At 73.7% G+C, this 14,607-nt stretch carries 11 protein-coding genes; 4 read left to right on the top strand and 7 right to left on the bottom strand.

Going from position 1 to position 14,607, the window contains the following annotated elements; genetic code table 11:
- Positions 1 to 131 precede the first annotated feature (131 nt).
- The 6 genes from ACQUSR_RS09630 to mce form a co-directional block, all read right to left on the bottom strand.
- Positions 132 to 1,010, bottom strand: a complete 879-nt coding sequence (locus ACQUSR_RS09630) for a hypothetical protein (RefSeq protein ID WP_431042143.1) — start codon at positions 1,008 to 1,010, stop codon at positions 132 to 134.
- 119 nt (positions 1,011 to 1,129) lie between these two features.
- The gene (locus tag ACQUSR_RS09625; RefSeq protein WP_431042142.1) at positions 1,130 to 1,900 is read right to left on the bottom strand and encodes an ABC transporter permease; all 771 of its coding nucleotides are present in this window, start codon (positions 1,898 to 1,900) and stop codon (positions 1,130 to 1,132) included.
- A gap of 2 nt (positions 1,901 to 1,902) precedes the next feature.
- A complete protein-coding gene (locus tag ACQUSR_RS09620) occupies positions 1,903 to 2,952 on the bottom strand; it encodes an ABC transporter ATP-binding protein (protein ID WP_431042141.1) in 1,050 nt (349 codons plus the stop codon).
- Between the two features lie 187 nt (positions 2,953 to 3,139).
- Positions 3,140 to 4,078 (bottom strand): cellulose-binding protein, encoded by a 939-nt coding sequence (locus ACQUSR_RS09615; RefSeq protein ID WP_431042140.1) that lies wholly within the window; start codon positions 4,076 to 4,078, stop codon positions 3,140 to 3,142.
- Between the two features lie 254 nt (positions 4,079 to 4,332).
- On the bottom strand, positions 4,333 to 8,631 hold the full coding sequence (gene scy / locus ACQUSR_RS09610; protein ID WP_431042139.1) for a polarized growth protein Scy: 4,299 nt from the start codon (positions 8,629 to 8,631) through the stop codon (positions 4,333 to 4,335).
- A 186-nt stretch (positions 8,632 to 8,817) separates the two neighbouring features.
- Positions 8,818 to 9,258: a methylmalonyl-CoA epimerase gene (gene mce / locus ACQUSR_RS09605; protein ID WP_431042138.1), complete on the bottom strand. Its 441-nt coding sequence runs from the start codon at positions 9,256 to 9,258 to the stop codon at positions 8,818 to 8,820.
- Positions 9,259 to 9,395: 137 nt separating this feature from the next.
- On the opposite strand from mce, the gene ACQUSR_RS09600 reads away from it, so the two are divergent.
- Positions 9,396 to 10,604 carry an acetyl-CoA C-acetyltransferase gene (locus tag ACQUSR_RS09600; RefSeq protein WP_431042137.1) on the top strand — a complete coding sequence of 403 codons (1,209 nt, stop codon included), beginning with the start codon at positions 9,396 to 9,398 and terminating at the stop codon, positions 10,602 to 10,604.
- A gap of 60 nt (positions 10,605 to 10,664) precedes the next feature.
- Positions 10,665 to 11,639 carry a methylmalonyl Co-A mutase-associated GTPase MeaB gene (meaB, locus tag ACQUSR_RS09595; protein ID WP_431042136.1) on the top strand — a complete coding sequence of 325 codons (975 nt, stop codon included), beginning with the start codon at positions 10,665 to 10,667 and terminating at the stop codon, positions 11,637 to 11,639.
- A 316-nt stretch (positions 11,640 to 11,955) separates the two neighbouring features.
- On the opposite strand, the gene ACQUSR_RS09590 is transcribed toward meaB, so the two are convergent.
- Positions 11,956 to 12,390 carry a PepSY domain-containing protein gene (locus tag ACQUSR_RS09590; protein ID WP_431042135.1) on the bottom strand — a complete coding sequence of 145 codons (435 nt, stop codon included), beginning with the start codon at positions 12,388 to 12,390 and terminating at the stop codon, positions 11,956 to 11,958.
- Between the two features lie 128 nt (positions 12,391 to 12,518).
- On the opposite strand from ACQUSR_RS09590, the gene ACQUSR_RS09585 reads away from it, so the two are divergent.
- Both ACQUSR_RS09585 and ACQUSR_RS09580 read left to right on the top strand, forming a co-directional pair.
- Positions 12,519 to 13,181, top strand: a complete 663-nt coding sequence (locus ACQUSR_RS09585; protein WP_431042134.1) for a response regulator transcription factor — start codon at positions 12,519 to 12,521, stop codon at positions 13,179 to 13,181.
- A complete protein-coding gene (locus tag ACQUSR_RS09580; protein WP_431042133.1) occupies positions 13,174 to 14,598 on the top strand; it encodes an ATP-binding protein in 1,425 nt (474 codons plus the stop codon). Before ACQUSR_RS09585 ends, ACQUSR_RS09580 begins: the two co-directional genes overlap by 8 nt.
- Positions 14,599 to 14,607: the final 9 nt, after the last annotated feature.

The raw sequence follows: 14,607 nt of genomic DNA, 5'->3' as shown, positions 1-14,607 counted from the left end.
ACGAAATTGCCAGGGCGTTCGTGCCCCCGTGCGGGTAAGGAGAATAACTGTGCGGCGCCGGTTCCGTGCCCCCGGAACCGAGAGCGGACCGTGACCTGAGAGCGGACTGTGACCTGGGCGCGGACCGTGACCTATCGCCCGGAGAGGCGTCCCAGAGCGGCGAACGCCTCCTGCGGCAGCGCCCAGCCCTCCTCGCGGAAGACCGCCCGCCCCGCGGCGCGCACGGCCGCGTCCGCGCGCGCCCGCCGTACCCAGCTCTCCGGATCGGGCCCGAGCAGCTCGCGCAGCCGTCCCGAGGCCGCGAGCAGCGCGGCGAGCAGCGCGCTCTGGTCGCCGCCGCCGGGCCGGGGCGCCCCGTCGGGCCCGCTGAGTACGCCGTGTACTCCCGCGTACACGAAGGCGGCGGCCAGCGGTTCGGCGGACGGCAGTGTCATCGGGAAGTCAGCGCCCGGAAGCAGCAGGCGCCGGTAGTTCGGGTGCTCGGTGTCGTCGACGACCCTCAGCTGCTCGTCGTCGTACCAGCCGACCACCACCTCCGTCCGCGCGAGCGGGTCCGCGTACGGCGCGGCCGCGACGTACCCCGCCGTCCCGATGTGCGCCGAGACCCCGATCCCGATCCCGTGCACGGTCACCCGCGCCATCGGCAGCGTCATCCCGACGCCGCGCCGGGTCAGCTTGCGCCGCAGCTGGGCGGGGGAGGCGTTGGAGCCGACGGCGATGACCGGGTGGCGGGCCGCGATGACCGCCGTGCCGAGCCGGGTGAGGACCGCGTCCAGAAGGTCGCCGCCGCCGTCGCGGGGCCCGTCGCCGTCACTGTCGACGCCGTTGCCGTCGGGCCCGGCGACCGGCCAGCCGCCCAGCGGCCCGGGCCGGGCCGTCAGCGGCCACAGTTCGCCGTTGTGGAGCAGCACCGGGCCGGAGACGGGGCGGCCGGGGTAGGTGAGCGGCTGGTCGAGGGGCACGTCCGTGAACCCCAGGGACTCCAGACTGCGGTCGGTCACATCGCCCATGCCATCGGTCCCCTCGTCCGCGTCATCGTCGTCTCACCCGCGTCATCGGCCGCCACGCCTGTCGTCGGCACGTGTGTCGTCGGCCGCGGCGCCCGCGCCGTCGATCACATCTCCCGAGGCTACGCGTCGCGCTTCCTCAGCAGCAGGTATCCGGCGGCCAGCACGGCCACCACCCACAGCGCCATGATCGTGAAGCCGCCCCACGGCCCGTACGGCGCGTCGTCGCCGGCCGTCACCACCTGCATGATCTTCTGGCCCGCCTGGTCGGGCAGGTAGTCGCCGATCTTCTCGGTGGCGGAGACGTTGCCCAGGATGTTGGAGACGAGGAAGAAGAACGGCATCAAGATGGCCAGCGAGAGCAGCGGGCTGCGCAGCATGGTGGCCACGCCCATGGCGAAGACCGTGATCAGCGTCATGTAGAGCCCGCCGCCGAGCACCGCGCGGAGCACGCCGGGATCGTCCAGAGTCGCCTTGAGATCGCCGAGCATCGCCTGGCCGGTGAAGAACGCGGCGAAGCTGGTGACCATGGAGACCGCGAGCGCGAGCAGTGTGGCGATCGCGACCTTGCTGAAGAGAAACGTGCCGCGCTGCGGGACCGCGGCCAGTGAGGCGCGGATCATCCCCGTGCTGTACTCGTTGGAGACCACCAGCACCCCGAAGACGATCATCGCGAGCTGGCCGAGTCCGGTCCCGGCGAAGCTGACGAAGGTCGGGTCGAAGGTGAGCTTGTCGTGTGCCGACAGGTTGTCGTAGTCGTTCTTGACCAGTGCGCTGATCAGCCCGCCGAGCGCCACCGTGATCACCACGGCCAGCCCTAGGGTCCACACCGTGGAGCGCACCGACCTGATCTTGGTCCACTCCGAGCGCAGGACCTGCGTCACCACCGGCATGCTCAAGGCCCCTTCCGCTTCCGCCAGTCGTGCCCCCAGCCGCCGTGGACCGCGACGGGTCCGGCACCCGGCCCGGTCGCGGGACCGGGTTCGGGCCCGGGGCCGCCACCGGGCCCGGCGCCGCCGCCCGGACCGGCGGTCGTCGCGGCGGCGTGCGCGTGGTACTCCACCGACTCGGCCGTGAGCCGCATGAACGCCTCCTCCAGCGACGCCTGCTGAGGGCTGAGTTCGTGCAGCGTGATCCGGCGCTCGGCGGCCAGTTCGCCGAGGCGCGCCGGATCCGCCTCGTCCACCTCGATGCTGCCGTCCGCTCCCGCGGACACCTTGTAGCCGCTGGCGGTGAGCACGTCGTGCAGCCGCTCCCGGTCCGGTGAGCGCAGTCGTACGTACGCCCGTGAGTTCCGCGCGATGAAGTCGGACATGGAGGTGTCCGCGAGCAGCCTGCCCTGCCCGATGACGACGAGATGGTCGGCGGTGAGCGCCATCTCGCTCATCAGGTGGCTGGAGACGAAGACCGTACGGCCCTGGCCCGCCAGTGCCTTCATGAGGTTGCGGATCCAGTGGATGCCTTCGGGGTCGAGGCCGTTGACCGGCTCGTCGAAGAGCAGCACCTGGGGGTCGCCGAGCAGGGCCGCGGCGATGCCCAGCCGCTGCCCCATGCCGAGCGAGAAGGCCTTGGTGCGCTTGCGCGCGACGGGGGTGAGGCCGACCATCTCCAGCACCTCTTCGACGCGGGCGAGCGGGATGCCGTTGCTCTGCGCGAGGCACAGCAGATGGTTGTACGCGCTGCGGCCGCCGTGCACCGCCTTCGCCTCCAGCAGCGCCCCGATGTACCGCAGCGGATCGGTGAGCTGGCGGTAGTGCTTGCCGTCGATGAGGACGCTGCCCGCGGTCGGGTTGTCCAGCCCGAGCATCATCCGCATGGTGGTGGACTTGCCCGCGCCGTTGGGGCCGAGGAAACCGGTGATGACGCCGGGTCGGACGGTGCAGGTGAGTCCGTCGACGGCCAGCTTGTCGCCGTACCTCTTGGTCAGCCCCGCCAGCTCGATCATGCAGCCACGCTAAGTGCGGGCAGCGGCCGTCGCCACTGGAGGGAAACCGGAAAGGAGCCGTGGAGAAGGCGTAGAGAAACTGGCGGGAAACCGGCGATAAACGTGTGCGGCGGGTCCCACAGGAAGTGGGAGCCCGCCGCACACGTTTATCGGAAAATGGGTGACTATCCCCGGAACCTCCGGGACTTCACCGGCTCTGCTGGGCCGGGACACCCCGCGAGGACGACTCCTCGTCGGCCGGGGAGCCCGCCGCGGCCACCGCCGCGCCGGTCAGCGTCGCCAGCATCTCGCGGACGTTGGTCAGCTGCGCGTTGATGCTGTCGCGGCGGTTGGTGAGCGCCGCCAGCTCGCGCTCGGACTCGCTGCGCACCCGGTCCGCCTTGGCGTTGGCGTCGGCCACGATGTCCTCGGCCTGGCGCTGCGCGGTCTCCACCGTCTGGCGGGCCCGGCGCTCCGCGTCCGTCCGCAGCTTCTCGGCCTCCAGGCGCAGCTGCTCGGCGCGGTGCTCGATCTCGGCCAGCCGCTTCTCGGCCTTGGCCTGACGCGAGGCCAGGTCGCGCTCGGACTGCTCGCGCCGCTTGGCGAGGTTCGTCTCGAAGTCCGCCGCCGCCTGCGCGGCCTTGGCCCGGGTCTCCTCGAACAGCGAGTCGGCTTCCTCGCGCTTGGACTGCGCGTCCTTCTGCGCCTCCGCCCGCAGCGTGGCCGCGTCGCCCTTCGCCTTCTCGACGATCCGGACGCCCTCGTCCTCGGCCTTGGACTTGCGCTCCGCGGCGAAGGACTCCGCGTCGTTGCGCACCTGCTGGGCCGCGGACTCGGCGAGCTCGCGGTGCTGCTCGGCCGCCCGGCGGGCCTCCTCGCGCAGGTCCTTGGCCTCCTCCTCGGCGAGCCGGAGGATCTTCTCGACGCGCGCGCCGAGTCCCGCATAGGACGGCTCGGCGTCGGTGACCTGGGCCTGAGCGTTCTGCGTTTCGAGGTGCAGCTCCTCGATGCGCTTTTCCAGAGAGGTGATACGGGCCAGTGCACTGTCACGGTCGGCGACGAGCTTGGTAATGCGGTCGTCCACCTGACCGCGGTCGTATCCACGCCGCACGAGCTCGAAGCCGAAGGGGGAGGAAGTGTCGCTCATGGGGTTCCTGTCGAAAGAGACCGGTGAGGTGATAGAGGGAATCCTAGGGGGCCGACCGGCGTGTCATCGAGTCAATGCCCGTTTGATCTGGAGAATGTCCAGCCTTTTGAGTGGAGTGTCAACCGAACGCTTGTCACCCGCGAGAGGGATAGTCATGGCGCAAAACTGACGTAGTGGCAGAGTTGGACCACTCCGTACCGCCTTCGCGCCACGCCATACCACCCCGGGACCCGCGAGCATAGGGCGCCCGGCGCCTACGAACCCGACGACTTGCCGCCCGAACGGGCCGCGCCCGCCCCGGCCGCGGCCTTGACTCCGCCGCCGTCCTTCGCCGCGCCGGCACCCTTCGCCGCGCCGCCGCCCGGTGCCTCCAGCGAACCCAGCGCCTCCAGCACGTCCTGGACCCGCGAGATCTCCGCGTTGATGTCCTCCTGGCGGCGCATCAGCACCTCCAGCTCCCGCTTGCCCTCGTCGACGATGGCCTGCGCCTCGTCCCGGGCCTCCGCGCGCATCCGCTCCGCGTCCCGCGTGGCGTCGGCCTTCTTCTGCTCCGCCTCCTTGAGCAGCCCCTCGGCCTTCTTCACGGCGGCGATCCGCACCTTGCTCGCCTCGCTGCTGGCGTCCGAGAGCACCTTCTCGGACTTCTCTTTGGCCTCCGCCAGCTGTGCCTCGGCGGCCGCCGCCAGCTTGTCGACGCGCTCGCCGGTCGCCTTCATCTGCTCCGCCGACTCCCGCCGGGCCCGCTCGTGCAGCTCCTCGACCTCGGCCTCCACCCGGGTCCGCAGCTCCTCGGCACGCTCCCGGATGGCCGTCGAGTCCCCGCGCGCCTCGCCGAGCATCGTGTCGGCGTCCGTACGGGCCTTCTCCACCAGAGCCGCGCCCTCGGCCGTGGCCTCCTTGATGAGCCGTTCGGCCTCCTTGCGGGCCGCGCCGACCATGGCGTCCGCCTGCTCCTCGGCGGAGGTGGCGGTCCGCAGCGCGGTTTCCCGCGCCTCCTTGGTGAGCTTGTCGGCCTCACTGCTGGCCTTGCTGACCAGCCGGTCGGCCTGCTCGGCCGCGTCCGCGCGCCGCTTGTTGGCGTCCTGGCGGGCCTTGTCGACCGTGCGCTCGGCCTCCGCCCGCGCCTCGCCGCGGACCCGGTCCGCCGTCGCGGCGGCCTCCGCCGCGGCCTTCTCCGTCTCGGCACGGGTGCGCGTCGCGTGCTGCTGCGCCGAGTTGACCGTCTCCGCGGCCTCGGTACGCAGCCGCTCGGCCTCGCCGGCCGCCTCGGAGGCCAGCCGCTCCGCCTCGGCGGTGGCCTCGGTGATGAGCCGGTCGGCCTGCTCGGCCGCGTCGGCGCGCCGCTTGTTGGCGTCGTCCCGCGCCTCGGTGGTCAGCCGGTCCGCCTCTTCGCGGGCCTCGGTGAGCAGCCGGTCCGCCTGCTGCGCCGCCTCCGACCGGATGTTGTTGGCGTCCCCGCGCGCCTCCGCCCGGGTCCGCGACGCGTCCTGCTCGGCCGCCGCCCGCGCGTCCGTCGCCTCCGTGCGCAGCTGCTGCGCCCGCGCGTTCGCGTCCGTCACCAGCCGCCGCGCCTCCGCGGTGAGCCGCTCGGCCTCCGCGGTCGCCTCGCCGACCAGCCGCTCCGCCGTCGCCGTGGCATCGCCGACCCGCCGCTCGGCCTCCGCGGTCGCCTCACCGACCAGCCGCTCCGCCTCCGCGGTGGAGTCGCCGGCGAGCCGCTCGGCCTCGGCGGTCGCCTCGGTGACGAGGCGGTCGGCCTGCTCGGCGGCGTCGGTGCGGCGCTTGTTGGCCTCCTCGCGGGACTCGGTACGGAGCCGGTCGGCCTCGTCCCGCAGCCGCTCCGCCTCCTCCGTCGCGTCGCCGACCAGCCGCTCCGCCTCGGAGGAGGCCTCCGACACCAGCCGGTCGGCCTGCTCGGCCGCGTCCGCGCGCCGCTTGTTGGCGTCCTTACGGGCCTCCGCCCGCAGCTGCTCGGCCTCCGCGAGCGCGTCCGAAACCGTGCGCTCGGCCAGCTCCTTGGCGGCCTCGGACGCCTCCTGCGCCTCCGTACGGATCCGCGTCGCGTCCTGCGCGGCCCGCTCCCGCTCGTCGTACGCGTCGGTGCGGACCCGGCCCGCCTCCTCCTGCGCCTCCGTGCGGGTGCGCTCCGCCGCGTGCTCGGCCGCCGAACGCAGCCCGGCGATCTCCTCCTCGGCCTGCTCGTGCAGCCCCGCCACGGAGTCCCGTACCGCCTGCGCCTTCTGCTCGGCCCCGGCGACGAGCTCGGACGCCCGCTGATCGGCCTCCTCGCCCAGCCGCTGCGCCTCGGCCTGCGCCTCCGCGACCCGCTTGCGGGCCGACGCCAGCAGCTCCTCGCTCTGCTCGTGCGCCCGCTCCCGCTCCTGCTGGGCCTCGCCGCGCGCGTCCCCCAGCAGCTCCTCGGCCTCGCGGCGGCGCCGGGTGGCCTCCTCCTGCGCGGCGGCCAGCGCCTCCGCGGCCTCCTCGCCCAGCCGCTCGGCGGCGGCCTTCGCCTCCGCGCGCGTCCGGTCGGCGGCCTCCTGCGCCTCCGCGCGCAGCCGCTCGGCCTCCGCGGCGACCTCGCCGCGCAGCCGGGCCGCCGCGGCCTCACTCTCGGCGCGGGTGTCCGCCGCCTCCTCGGCCGCCTCGCCGCGCAGCCGCTCCGCCTCGGTCTCGGCCTGCTCCTGAAGGGCCCGCAGCCGCTCCGCGGACTCCGCCCGCAGCCGCTCGCTCTCCTCGGCGGCCTCCTTGCGCAGCCGCTCCGCCTCGGCGCGCGCCTCGCGCAGCGCCTCCTCGGCCGCGGCGATCCGCGCTTCCGCCTCCTCGTGGCGGCGGGTCAGCTCCTCCTCGGCCTCGCTCCGCCGCTCCGCGAGCGCCTGCTCGGTCTCCTCGCGCAGCCGCTCGGCCGCGTCGGCCGCCTCGGACCGGACCGTCCCCGCGTGCTCCTCGGCGGCGGACACCAGCTCCTCGGCCTCGCCGCGCGCCCGCTCCAGGGCCTCCTCGGACTGCTTGCGCAGGCCCGAGGCGCGCTCGACGGCCTCGGTCCGTACCCGCTCGCTCTCCGCGGTGGCGCCCGAACGCGTCTCCTCCGCGTCCGCCTTGGCCTTGGTCAGCAGCTCCTCGGCGGTCTTGGCCGCCTCCTCGATCTGCTGCACCGCCTCCCGGCGCGCCTCGCCCCGGATGCGCTCGCCCTCCGCGACCGCCTCGGCGCGCAACTGCTCGGCCTCGCCGCGCAGTCGGCGGGCCTCCTCCTGCAGTTCGACGGTCTTGGCGCGGTACTCCTTGGTGTCGTCCTGCGCCGCGCCCTTGAGCTGCTCGGCGGTGTCGTGCGCCTCGCCCCGCAGCCGGTCGGCCTCCGCCTCCGCCTCCCGGCGGATCCGCTCGGCCTCCTCCGTCGCCGCCTTGGTGGTGGCCTGCGCGTCCTGGGACGCCTTGGACAGCACCTCCTCGGCGCTCCGGGCGGCCTTGGCCAGCTGCGCCGCGGAGTCCTCCACGGCCTGGGCGCGCGCCGTCTCCCGCGCCTCGGCGATCTCCCGCTCCGCCTCGGCGCGCGCGTCGTCCCGCAGTTGCTCGGCCTCGGCGCGCAGCGCGTCGGCCTCCTTGGTGGCCTCGCCCACCAGCCGGGCGATCTCCGCCTTGGCCGTACGGGTGCGCTGCTCGTTGTCCGACTCCGCGGCCGAAAGCCGCTTGGCCGCCGCGTCCTTGGCCTCGGCGAGGACCCTCTCGGCCTCGGCGCGCGCCGTACGCAGCGCCTCCTCGGCCTCCTGCATGCGCCGCTCGGCGTCCCGGGTCAACTCGGCGGCCTGCTGCCGCGACTGCTCCGACTCGGTGGCCGTACTGGTGCGCAGCTGCTCGGCGTGGTCGGTCGCCTCCTGCGCCTGCGTGGACGCGGCGTTCAGCAGCCGCTCGGCGTCGCCGCGGGCCCGCCGCTGGATCGCCTCGGCCTCGGCGCGCGCCGCCTCCGCCTCGGCGGCGATGCGCTGCCGGGTCTGGTCGGCCAGCCGCTGCGCCTCGGCGCGGGCGGCGCCCAGCGACTGCTCGGCCTCGGTCCGCGACTCGTCCAGCAGCCGGCGGGCCTGCGACTCGGTGCGGGCGCGCAGTTGCTCGGCCCAGGCGACGTTCTCGTTGACGTGGCTCTCGACGGTGGCGCGGCGCTCGGCCAGCTCGCGGTCCAGCTCCTGGCGGCGGGCGACCGCCTCGGCGTGCAGCTCCGCCTCCAGCCGGGCCTGCCGCTCGGCCTGCTCCTGGAGCAGCCGCTGGGTCTGGGCACGGGCCTCGCGCAGCTCGCGCTCGGCGTCGGTGCGCAGCTGGTCGGCCTGGATCTGGGCGTTACGCAGCAGTTGCTCGGCCTGGTAGCCCAGGTCGGCGCTGTCGTACGCGGGGCGGGACATGAGCGTACGGCGCGCCTCGTGCAGCTTGGCGCGCAGCACCTCGACCTGGTAGCCGAGGTCGTCGGCGTGCTGGACGGCCTTCTCGCGCTCCGTCTTCAGCCGCTCCATCTCGGCCTCGAACTTCGCGAGGTGGTCGTCAGGCTCGTAGCGGTCGTAGCCCCGCACTGCGCGGTCCCATCCGTCCCCTGGTCGCGTCGGCAGCCTGCTCCGTCCTGCGTGGTCGTACCCGGAGCCGGCCCTTCCGAAGAAATGGTGTCAGATCATCGGCAAAGCCTGGACCGGGCCCCGTGCATTCTCCCGTTCCCGTGACCCCGGCCGCGCCTGCACTCTACCGGCCGGGGAAGGGGAAGGTCAGTGGTCCGCCTCGGCGGGTGGTGCCGCGGTGACCAGTTCGGTGAGTACGCCGTGGCAGTCCTTGGGGTGGAGGAAGGTGATGCGGGAGCCCATCGACCCGCGCCGCGGCGCGTCGTACAGCACCCGGACGCCCTTGTCGCGGATGGCCTCGGCGTCGGTGTCGACGTCCGCGGTGCCGAACGCGATGTGGTGCACACCCTCGCCGTTCTTCGCCAGCCACTTGCCGACCGCGGAGTCCTCCCGGGTGGGCTCCAGGAGCTGGAGGTAGGAGGCGCCGCCGTCGTCGGTGCCGTTGATCCGCAGCATGGCCTCGCGGACGCCCTGCTCCTCGTTGACCTCGCTGTGGAACACCTCGAATCCGTACGTGGCACGGTAGAACTCGACGGTCTTGTCGAGGTCGAAGCAGGCGATCCCGATGTGGTCGATTCTCGTCAGCATGTGTTCAGTGCACCGCTCGCGGGATGGTTACGCAACGTGCGCGCGATCACACCCACGGGCCGGTGACCGGGAGGGTACCGCTCAGTACATTGCAGGTAACCCTCGTTAACTTCCTTCCTTCCCGAAGGGGCAGCACCATGACTCGTACGACCGGCTCCACCTCAGTGATCGTCGCGGGCGCGCGTACGCCCATGGGCCGGCTGCTCGGCAGCCTGCGCTCCTTCTCCGGGGCCGACCTCGGCGGCTTCGCCATCAAGGCGGCGCTGGACCGGGCCGGGATCGGCGGGGACCAGGTGCAGTACGTGATCATGGGGCAGGTGCTCCAGGCGGGCGCCGGGCAGATCCCCGCCCGCCAGGCCGCCGTCAAGGCCGGGATCCCGATGAGCGTCCCGGCGCTGACCATCAACAAGGTGTGCCTGTCCGGGCTCGACGCCATCGCGCTGGCCGACCAGCTGATCCGCGCCGGCGAGTTCGACGTGGTCGTCGCGGGCGGCCAGGAGTCCATGACCAACGCCCCGCACCTGCTGCCCAAGTCCCGCGAGGGCTACAAGTACGGCGCGATCGAGATGCTCGACGCCATGGCCCACGACGGCCTGACCGACCCCTTCGAGGGCATCGCCATGGGCGAGTCCACCGAGAAGCACAACACCCGGCTCGGCATCGAGCGCCCGGCGCAGGACGAGATCGCCGCCCTGTCGCACCAGCGGGCCGCCGCCGCGCAGAAGAACGGCCTGTTCGAGGCCGAGATCACGCCGGTGGAGATCCCGCAGCGCAAGGGCGAGCCGGTGCTCTTCGCCAAGGACGAGGGCATCCGCCCCGAGACCACCGCGGAGTCCCTGGGCAAGCTGCGCCCGGCGTTCGCCAAGGACGGCACGATCACCGCCGGCACCTCCTCGCAGATCTCCGACGGCGCCGCCGCGGTCGTGGTGATGAGCAAGGCCAAGGCCGAGGAGCTGGGCCTGGAGTGGATCGCCGAGATCGGCGCGCACGGCAACGTCGCCGGCCCGGACAACTCCCTCCAGTCCCAGCCGTCCAACGCGATCACGCACGCGCTGGGCAAGGAGGGCCTGGGCGTCGAGGACCTCGACCTGGTCGAGATCAACGAGGCGTTCGCCGCGGTCGCCGTCCAGTCCATGAAGGACCTCGGCGTGTCCACCGAAAAGGTGAACGTCAACGGCGGCGCCATCGCCCTGGGGCACCCGATCGGCATGTCCGGCGCGCGGATCGTGCTGCACCTGGCGCTGGAGCTGAAGCGGCGCGGCGGCGGCGTGGGCGCGGCGGCGCTGTGCGGTGGCGGCGGCCAGGGCGACGCCCTGATCATCCGCGTCCCCGCCAACGGCAAGTAGCGCCCCGTCCGGGCGCGGGGCGAAGAAGGCCGTACGGAACGACGGAGCGGAGTGCTGACGATGGTTGACGTCCCCCAGCTGGTGGAGCAGGCACGGCAGGGGCGGCCCCGGGCCGTGGCCCGGCTGATCTCCCTGGTGGAGGGGGCGTCGCCGCAGCTTCGCGAGGTCATGGCCGCGCTCGCCCCGCTGACCGGCAACGCGTACGTCGTCGGGCTCACCGGCTCTCCGGGCGTCGGCAAGTCCACCTCCACCTCGGCGCTGGTCACCGCCTACCGCAAGGCCGGGAAGCGCGTCGGGGTGCTGGCCGTGGACCCGTCGTCCCCCTTCTCGGGCGGCGCGCTGCTCGGCGACCGGGTCCGGATGAGCGACCACGCCTCGGACCCGGGCGTGTACATCCGCTCCATGGCCACCCGCGGCCACCTGGGCGGCCTGGCCTGGGCCGCGCCGCAGGCGATCCGGGTCCTGGACGCGGCCGGCTGCGACGTGATCCTGGTGGAGACCGTGGGCGTGGGCCAGTCGGAGGTGGAGATCGCCGCCCAGGCCGACACGTCCGTGGTGCTGCTCGCCCCCGGCATGGGCGACGGGATCCAGGCCGCCAAGGCCGGGATCCTGGAGATCGGCGACGTGTACGTGGTGAACAAGGCCGACCGGGACGGCGCCGACGCGACCGTGCGCGAGCTGAACCACATGCTGGGCCTGGGCGAGGCCCGCGGGCCGGGGGACTGGCGCCCCCCGATCGTGAAGACGGTGGCGGCGCGCGCCGAGGGCATCGACGAACTCCTCGAGGCGCTGGAGAAGCACCGCGCCTGGATGGAGGAACGGGGCGTCCTCGCGGAGCGGCGGCACCGGCGGGCGGCGGTCGAGGTGGAGACGATCGCGGTCACGACGCTGCGGGAGCGGATCGGCGACCTGCACGGCGACCGCCGGCTCGAAGCGCTGGCGGATCGGATCACGGGCGGCGAGCTGGACCCGTACGCGGCGGCGGACGAACTGGTGGCGGGTCTGACGACATCGCCTCCCGGCGAGGGGCCGTAGGGCGCGGGGTCGTCTCCCGGCGAGGGGCCGTACACGTACGCGGGCGTCTGTCGGCCGGTGGCCGGGGCGCCCGCGTCCGTGCGTGGGTCGGGGCCGCCGCCGGGTTCCCCCAGCGCGGCCGCTGGGAGGTGCCCCCACTCGGTCGGCGAACCTACTGGTCGACCGCGGGGTACGGGGCGAGATGTTCGCCGCGCTGCGGGGGCACCCGCCACGTCCCCTCCGGCCGTCCGGCGGCTGACCGGCCCGCTGCACACCCGTACCGGCAGCACGCGCAGAGGACGCCAGCCGGGGCCCTCCCGGCTGGCGCCCCCGGGTGTCAGTCCTCGTCGTCGTGCGCGTCGTCGTCGGAGTCGTCGTGGTCCGCCGGGGCGGCCGTGACCTTGCCGGTGTTCAGGTCGACCAAGAGCTCCCGCTCCTTGCCGTTCCTGCCCAGGACCTCGACCTCCCAGCCCTTGTCCTTGCCGTCGTCGTCGAGGTCGACCGAGACCACCGTGCCGTGCGCGGCGGCCGCCTTCGCGGCCTCCGAGGCGTCGATCTCCGCGCCCTTCAGCGCGTCGCGGACCGCGCGGGCGTCGGCGGCGTCGTCCTGTGCGTCCTCGTGCGCGTCGTCGTCGCGGTCCGCCACGCCCACGCTCGACGCCGTCGCCGTGGCGGCGTGGGCGTCGTCGTCCGCGACCGCGAACGCCGTGGCCGTGCCGCCGCCTATCAGGGCCAGGGCCGCGACGGCGGTGATGACGATGTTGCGCTTCATGAGTGTTCCTCCGGGTCGTTGTCGAAGGCCCTCGTCGGGCTGACGTGATCCACCATCGCCGGGCGATGCTGAAGGCAGCCTGAAGGCACCTGAAGAGCTCTTCAGGTGCGCTCTGCGATCGTTGGACCATGCGCGTGCTGATCGTGGAGGATGAGAAGCGGCTCGCCCTGTCGCTGGCCAAGGGGCTGACGGCCGAGGGCTTCGCCGTCGATGTGGTGCACGACGGGCTCGAAGGGCTGCATCAGGCGGGCCAGAGCGCGTACGACCTGGTCATCCTCGACATCATGCTGCCCGGCATGAACGGATACCGGGTCTGCTCGACACTGCGCGCGGCCGGAAACGACGTCCCGATCCTGATGCTGACCGCCAAGGACGGCGAGTACGACGAGGCCGAGGGGCTGGACACCGGCGCGGACGACTACCTGACCAAGCCGTTCAGCTATGTGGTGCTGCTGGCGCGCGTCCGGGCCCTGGTGCGGCGGCGCGGCCAGGGGGCCTCGCCCGTGCTGCGGGCCGGCGGGCTGACCGTCGACCGGGGCGCGCGACGCGTGGCGCGCGACGGCGCGGCGGTGGCGCTCACCGCCAAGGAGTTCGCCGTACTGGAGCAACTGGCGCTGCGGGCCGGGGACGTGGTGTCCAAGCCCGAGATCCTGGAGCACGTGTGGGACTTCGCCTACGAGGGCGACCCCAACATCGTCGAGGTGTACGTGAGCACGCTGCGCAGGAAGCTGGGCCCCGGACTCATCGAGACCGTGCGGGGCGCCGGATACCGGCTGGTGACGCGTGCTTAAGGCGTTCGGTTCGGTACGGGCCCGGGCGGCGCTCGGCGCGACGCTGGTGGTGGCGGTCGCCCTGGTGGCCGCCGGTGTCGCGGTGCTCCAGGTGCTCCAGGACCATCTGCGGAACCAGGCCGAGCTCAAGGCCCAGGTCGCCGCGCGCGAGGTCGCCTCGCGGCTGGCGACGGGCACGGCGTTCGACCGGCTCGATCTGGACGACGACCCGCCGGTGCAGGTCGTGGACGACCGGCGGCGGGTACGGGCGGTCAGCGACGACCTCCAGGCGCTGACCGGCACCGGGAGCACCTCCGTCAAGGTGGTCACCGTCCCGCCGGCGCCGTCCGGCGACGATGACGACGATGACGACGACGAGGCCGAGGAGTTGGGGCCCGGGAAGATCTCCGCCGAGCCCCGGTTCGCCACCGGCACCGCCCGGGTCGAGGGGAAGACGGCCGACTACCGCTTCGCCGTGGTCGACGTCACCACCCCGCGCGACGAGGAGGTCACCGTCTACGCGGGCGCCCCGCTGGCCGCCGAGCGCGGTGCCGTGCGCACCGTGCGGCAGGCCATGCTGATGGGGCTGCCGCCGCTGCTCGCGGTGGTGGCCGCGGTGACCTGGCTGGTGACCCGGCGCGCCCTGCGGCCGGTTGAGGGCATCCGGCGCGAGATGGCCGCCATCACGGCGAGTACGGACCTGTCCCGGCGGGTGCCGGAGCCCGCCTCGCGGGACGAGGTGGCCCGGCTGGCCCGTACCACCAACGAGACCCTCGCCGCGCTGGAGACGTCCGTGGAGCGGCAGCGGCGGTTCGTCGCCGACGCCTCGCACGAGCTGCGCAGTCCCATCGCCTCGCTGCGCACGCAGTTGGAGGTGGGGGTCGCTCATCCGGAACTGCTGGACGTGGACGGGGCCGTGGCGGACGTGGTGCGGTTGCAGCGGCTCGCCGCCGATCTGCTGCTGCTGGCCCGGCTGGACGCGGGGGAGCGGCCGCCGCCGACGGCCCGGGTGGAGCTGGCGCGGCTGGTGCGGGACGAGTTGGCCCAGCGCACGGGGGACCGGCTGCCGGTCACCGTGGATGGACTGGCCGAGGTGACGGTCGCCGGGTCGCGCGGGCAGCTGGCGCGGGTGCTGGGCAACCTGCTGGACAACGCGCAGCGGCACGCCGCCACCGGGGTGCGGGTCGAGCTGCGGGCCGAGGACGGTCAGGCCGTGCTCGCGGTGGCCGACGACGGTGCCGGGGTGCCCGAGGACCAGCGCGAGCGGATCTTCGAGCGGTTCGTCCGGCTGGACGAGGCGCGCACCCGCGACGATGGCGGGGCCGGGCTGGGCCTCGCCATCGCGCGGGACGTGGTGCTGCGGCACGCGGGCTCGCTCACCGTCGGCGTGGCGGCGGGCGGCGGCGCGCTGTTCGAGGTGCGGCTCCCGTCGCTCTAGGGCTCGTAG

This window comes from Streptomyces sp. P1-3 (assembly GCF_050613155.1).
Classification (GTDB): domain Bacteria; phylum Actinomycetota; class Actinomycetes; order Streptomycetales; family Streptomycetaceae; genus Streptomyces.
The sequence above is the reverse complement of the archived record's forward strand: the minus strand, read 5'-3'. Positions and strand labels throughout refer to the sequence as shown.

Excerpts from the sequence above, each read along its gene's own strand:
- ACQUSR_RS09630 (WP_431042143.1), bottom strand. The coding sequence starts at position 1,010 with ATGGGCGATGTGACCGACCGCAGTCTGGAGTCCCTGGGGTTCACGGAC.
- ACQUSR_RS09590 (WP_431042135.1), bottom strand. The coding sequence starts at position 12,390 with ATGAAGCGCAACATCGTCATCACCGCCGTCGCGGCCCTGGCCCTGATA.
- ACQUSR_RS09615 (WP_431042140.1), bottom strand. The coding sequence starts at position 4,078 with ATGAGCGACACTTCCTCCCCCTTCGGCTTCGAGCTCGTGCGGCGTGGA.
- ACQUSR_RS09585 (WP_431042134.1), top strand. The coding sequence starts at position 12,519 with ATGCGCGTGCTGATCGTGGAGGATGAGAAGCGGCTCGCCCTGTCGCTG.
- ACQUSR_RS09625 (WP_431042142.1), bottom strand. The coding sequence starts at position 1,900 with ATGCCGGTGGTGACGCAGGTCCTGCGCTCGGAGTGGACCAAGATCAGG.
- ACQUSR_RS09600 (WP_431042137.1), top strand. The coding sequence starts at position 9,396 with ATGACTCGTACGACCGGCTCCACCTCAGTGATCGTCGCGGGCGCGCGT.
- ACQUSR_RS09620 (WP_431042141.1), bottom strand. The coding sequence starts at position 2,952 with ATGATCGAGCTGGCGGGGCTGACCAAGAGGTACGGCGACAAGCTGGCC.
- meaB (WP_431042136.1), top strand. The coding sequence starts at position 10,665 with ATGGTTGACGTCCCCCAGCTGGTGGAGCAGGCACGGCAGGGGCGGCCC.
- mce (WP_431042138.1), bottom strand. The coding sequence starts at position 9,258 with ATGCTGACGAGAATCGACCACATCGGGATCGCCTGCTTCGACCTCGAC.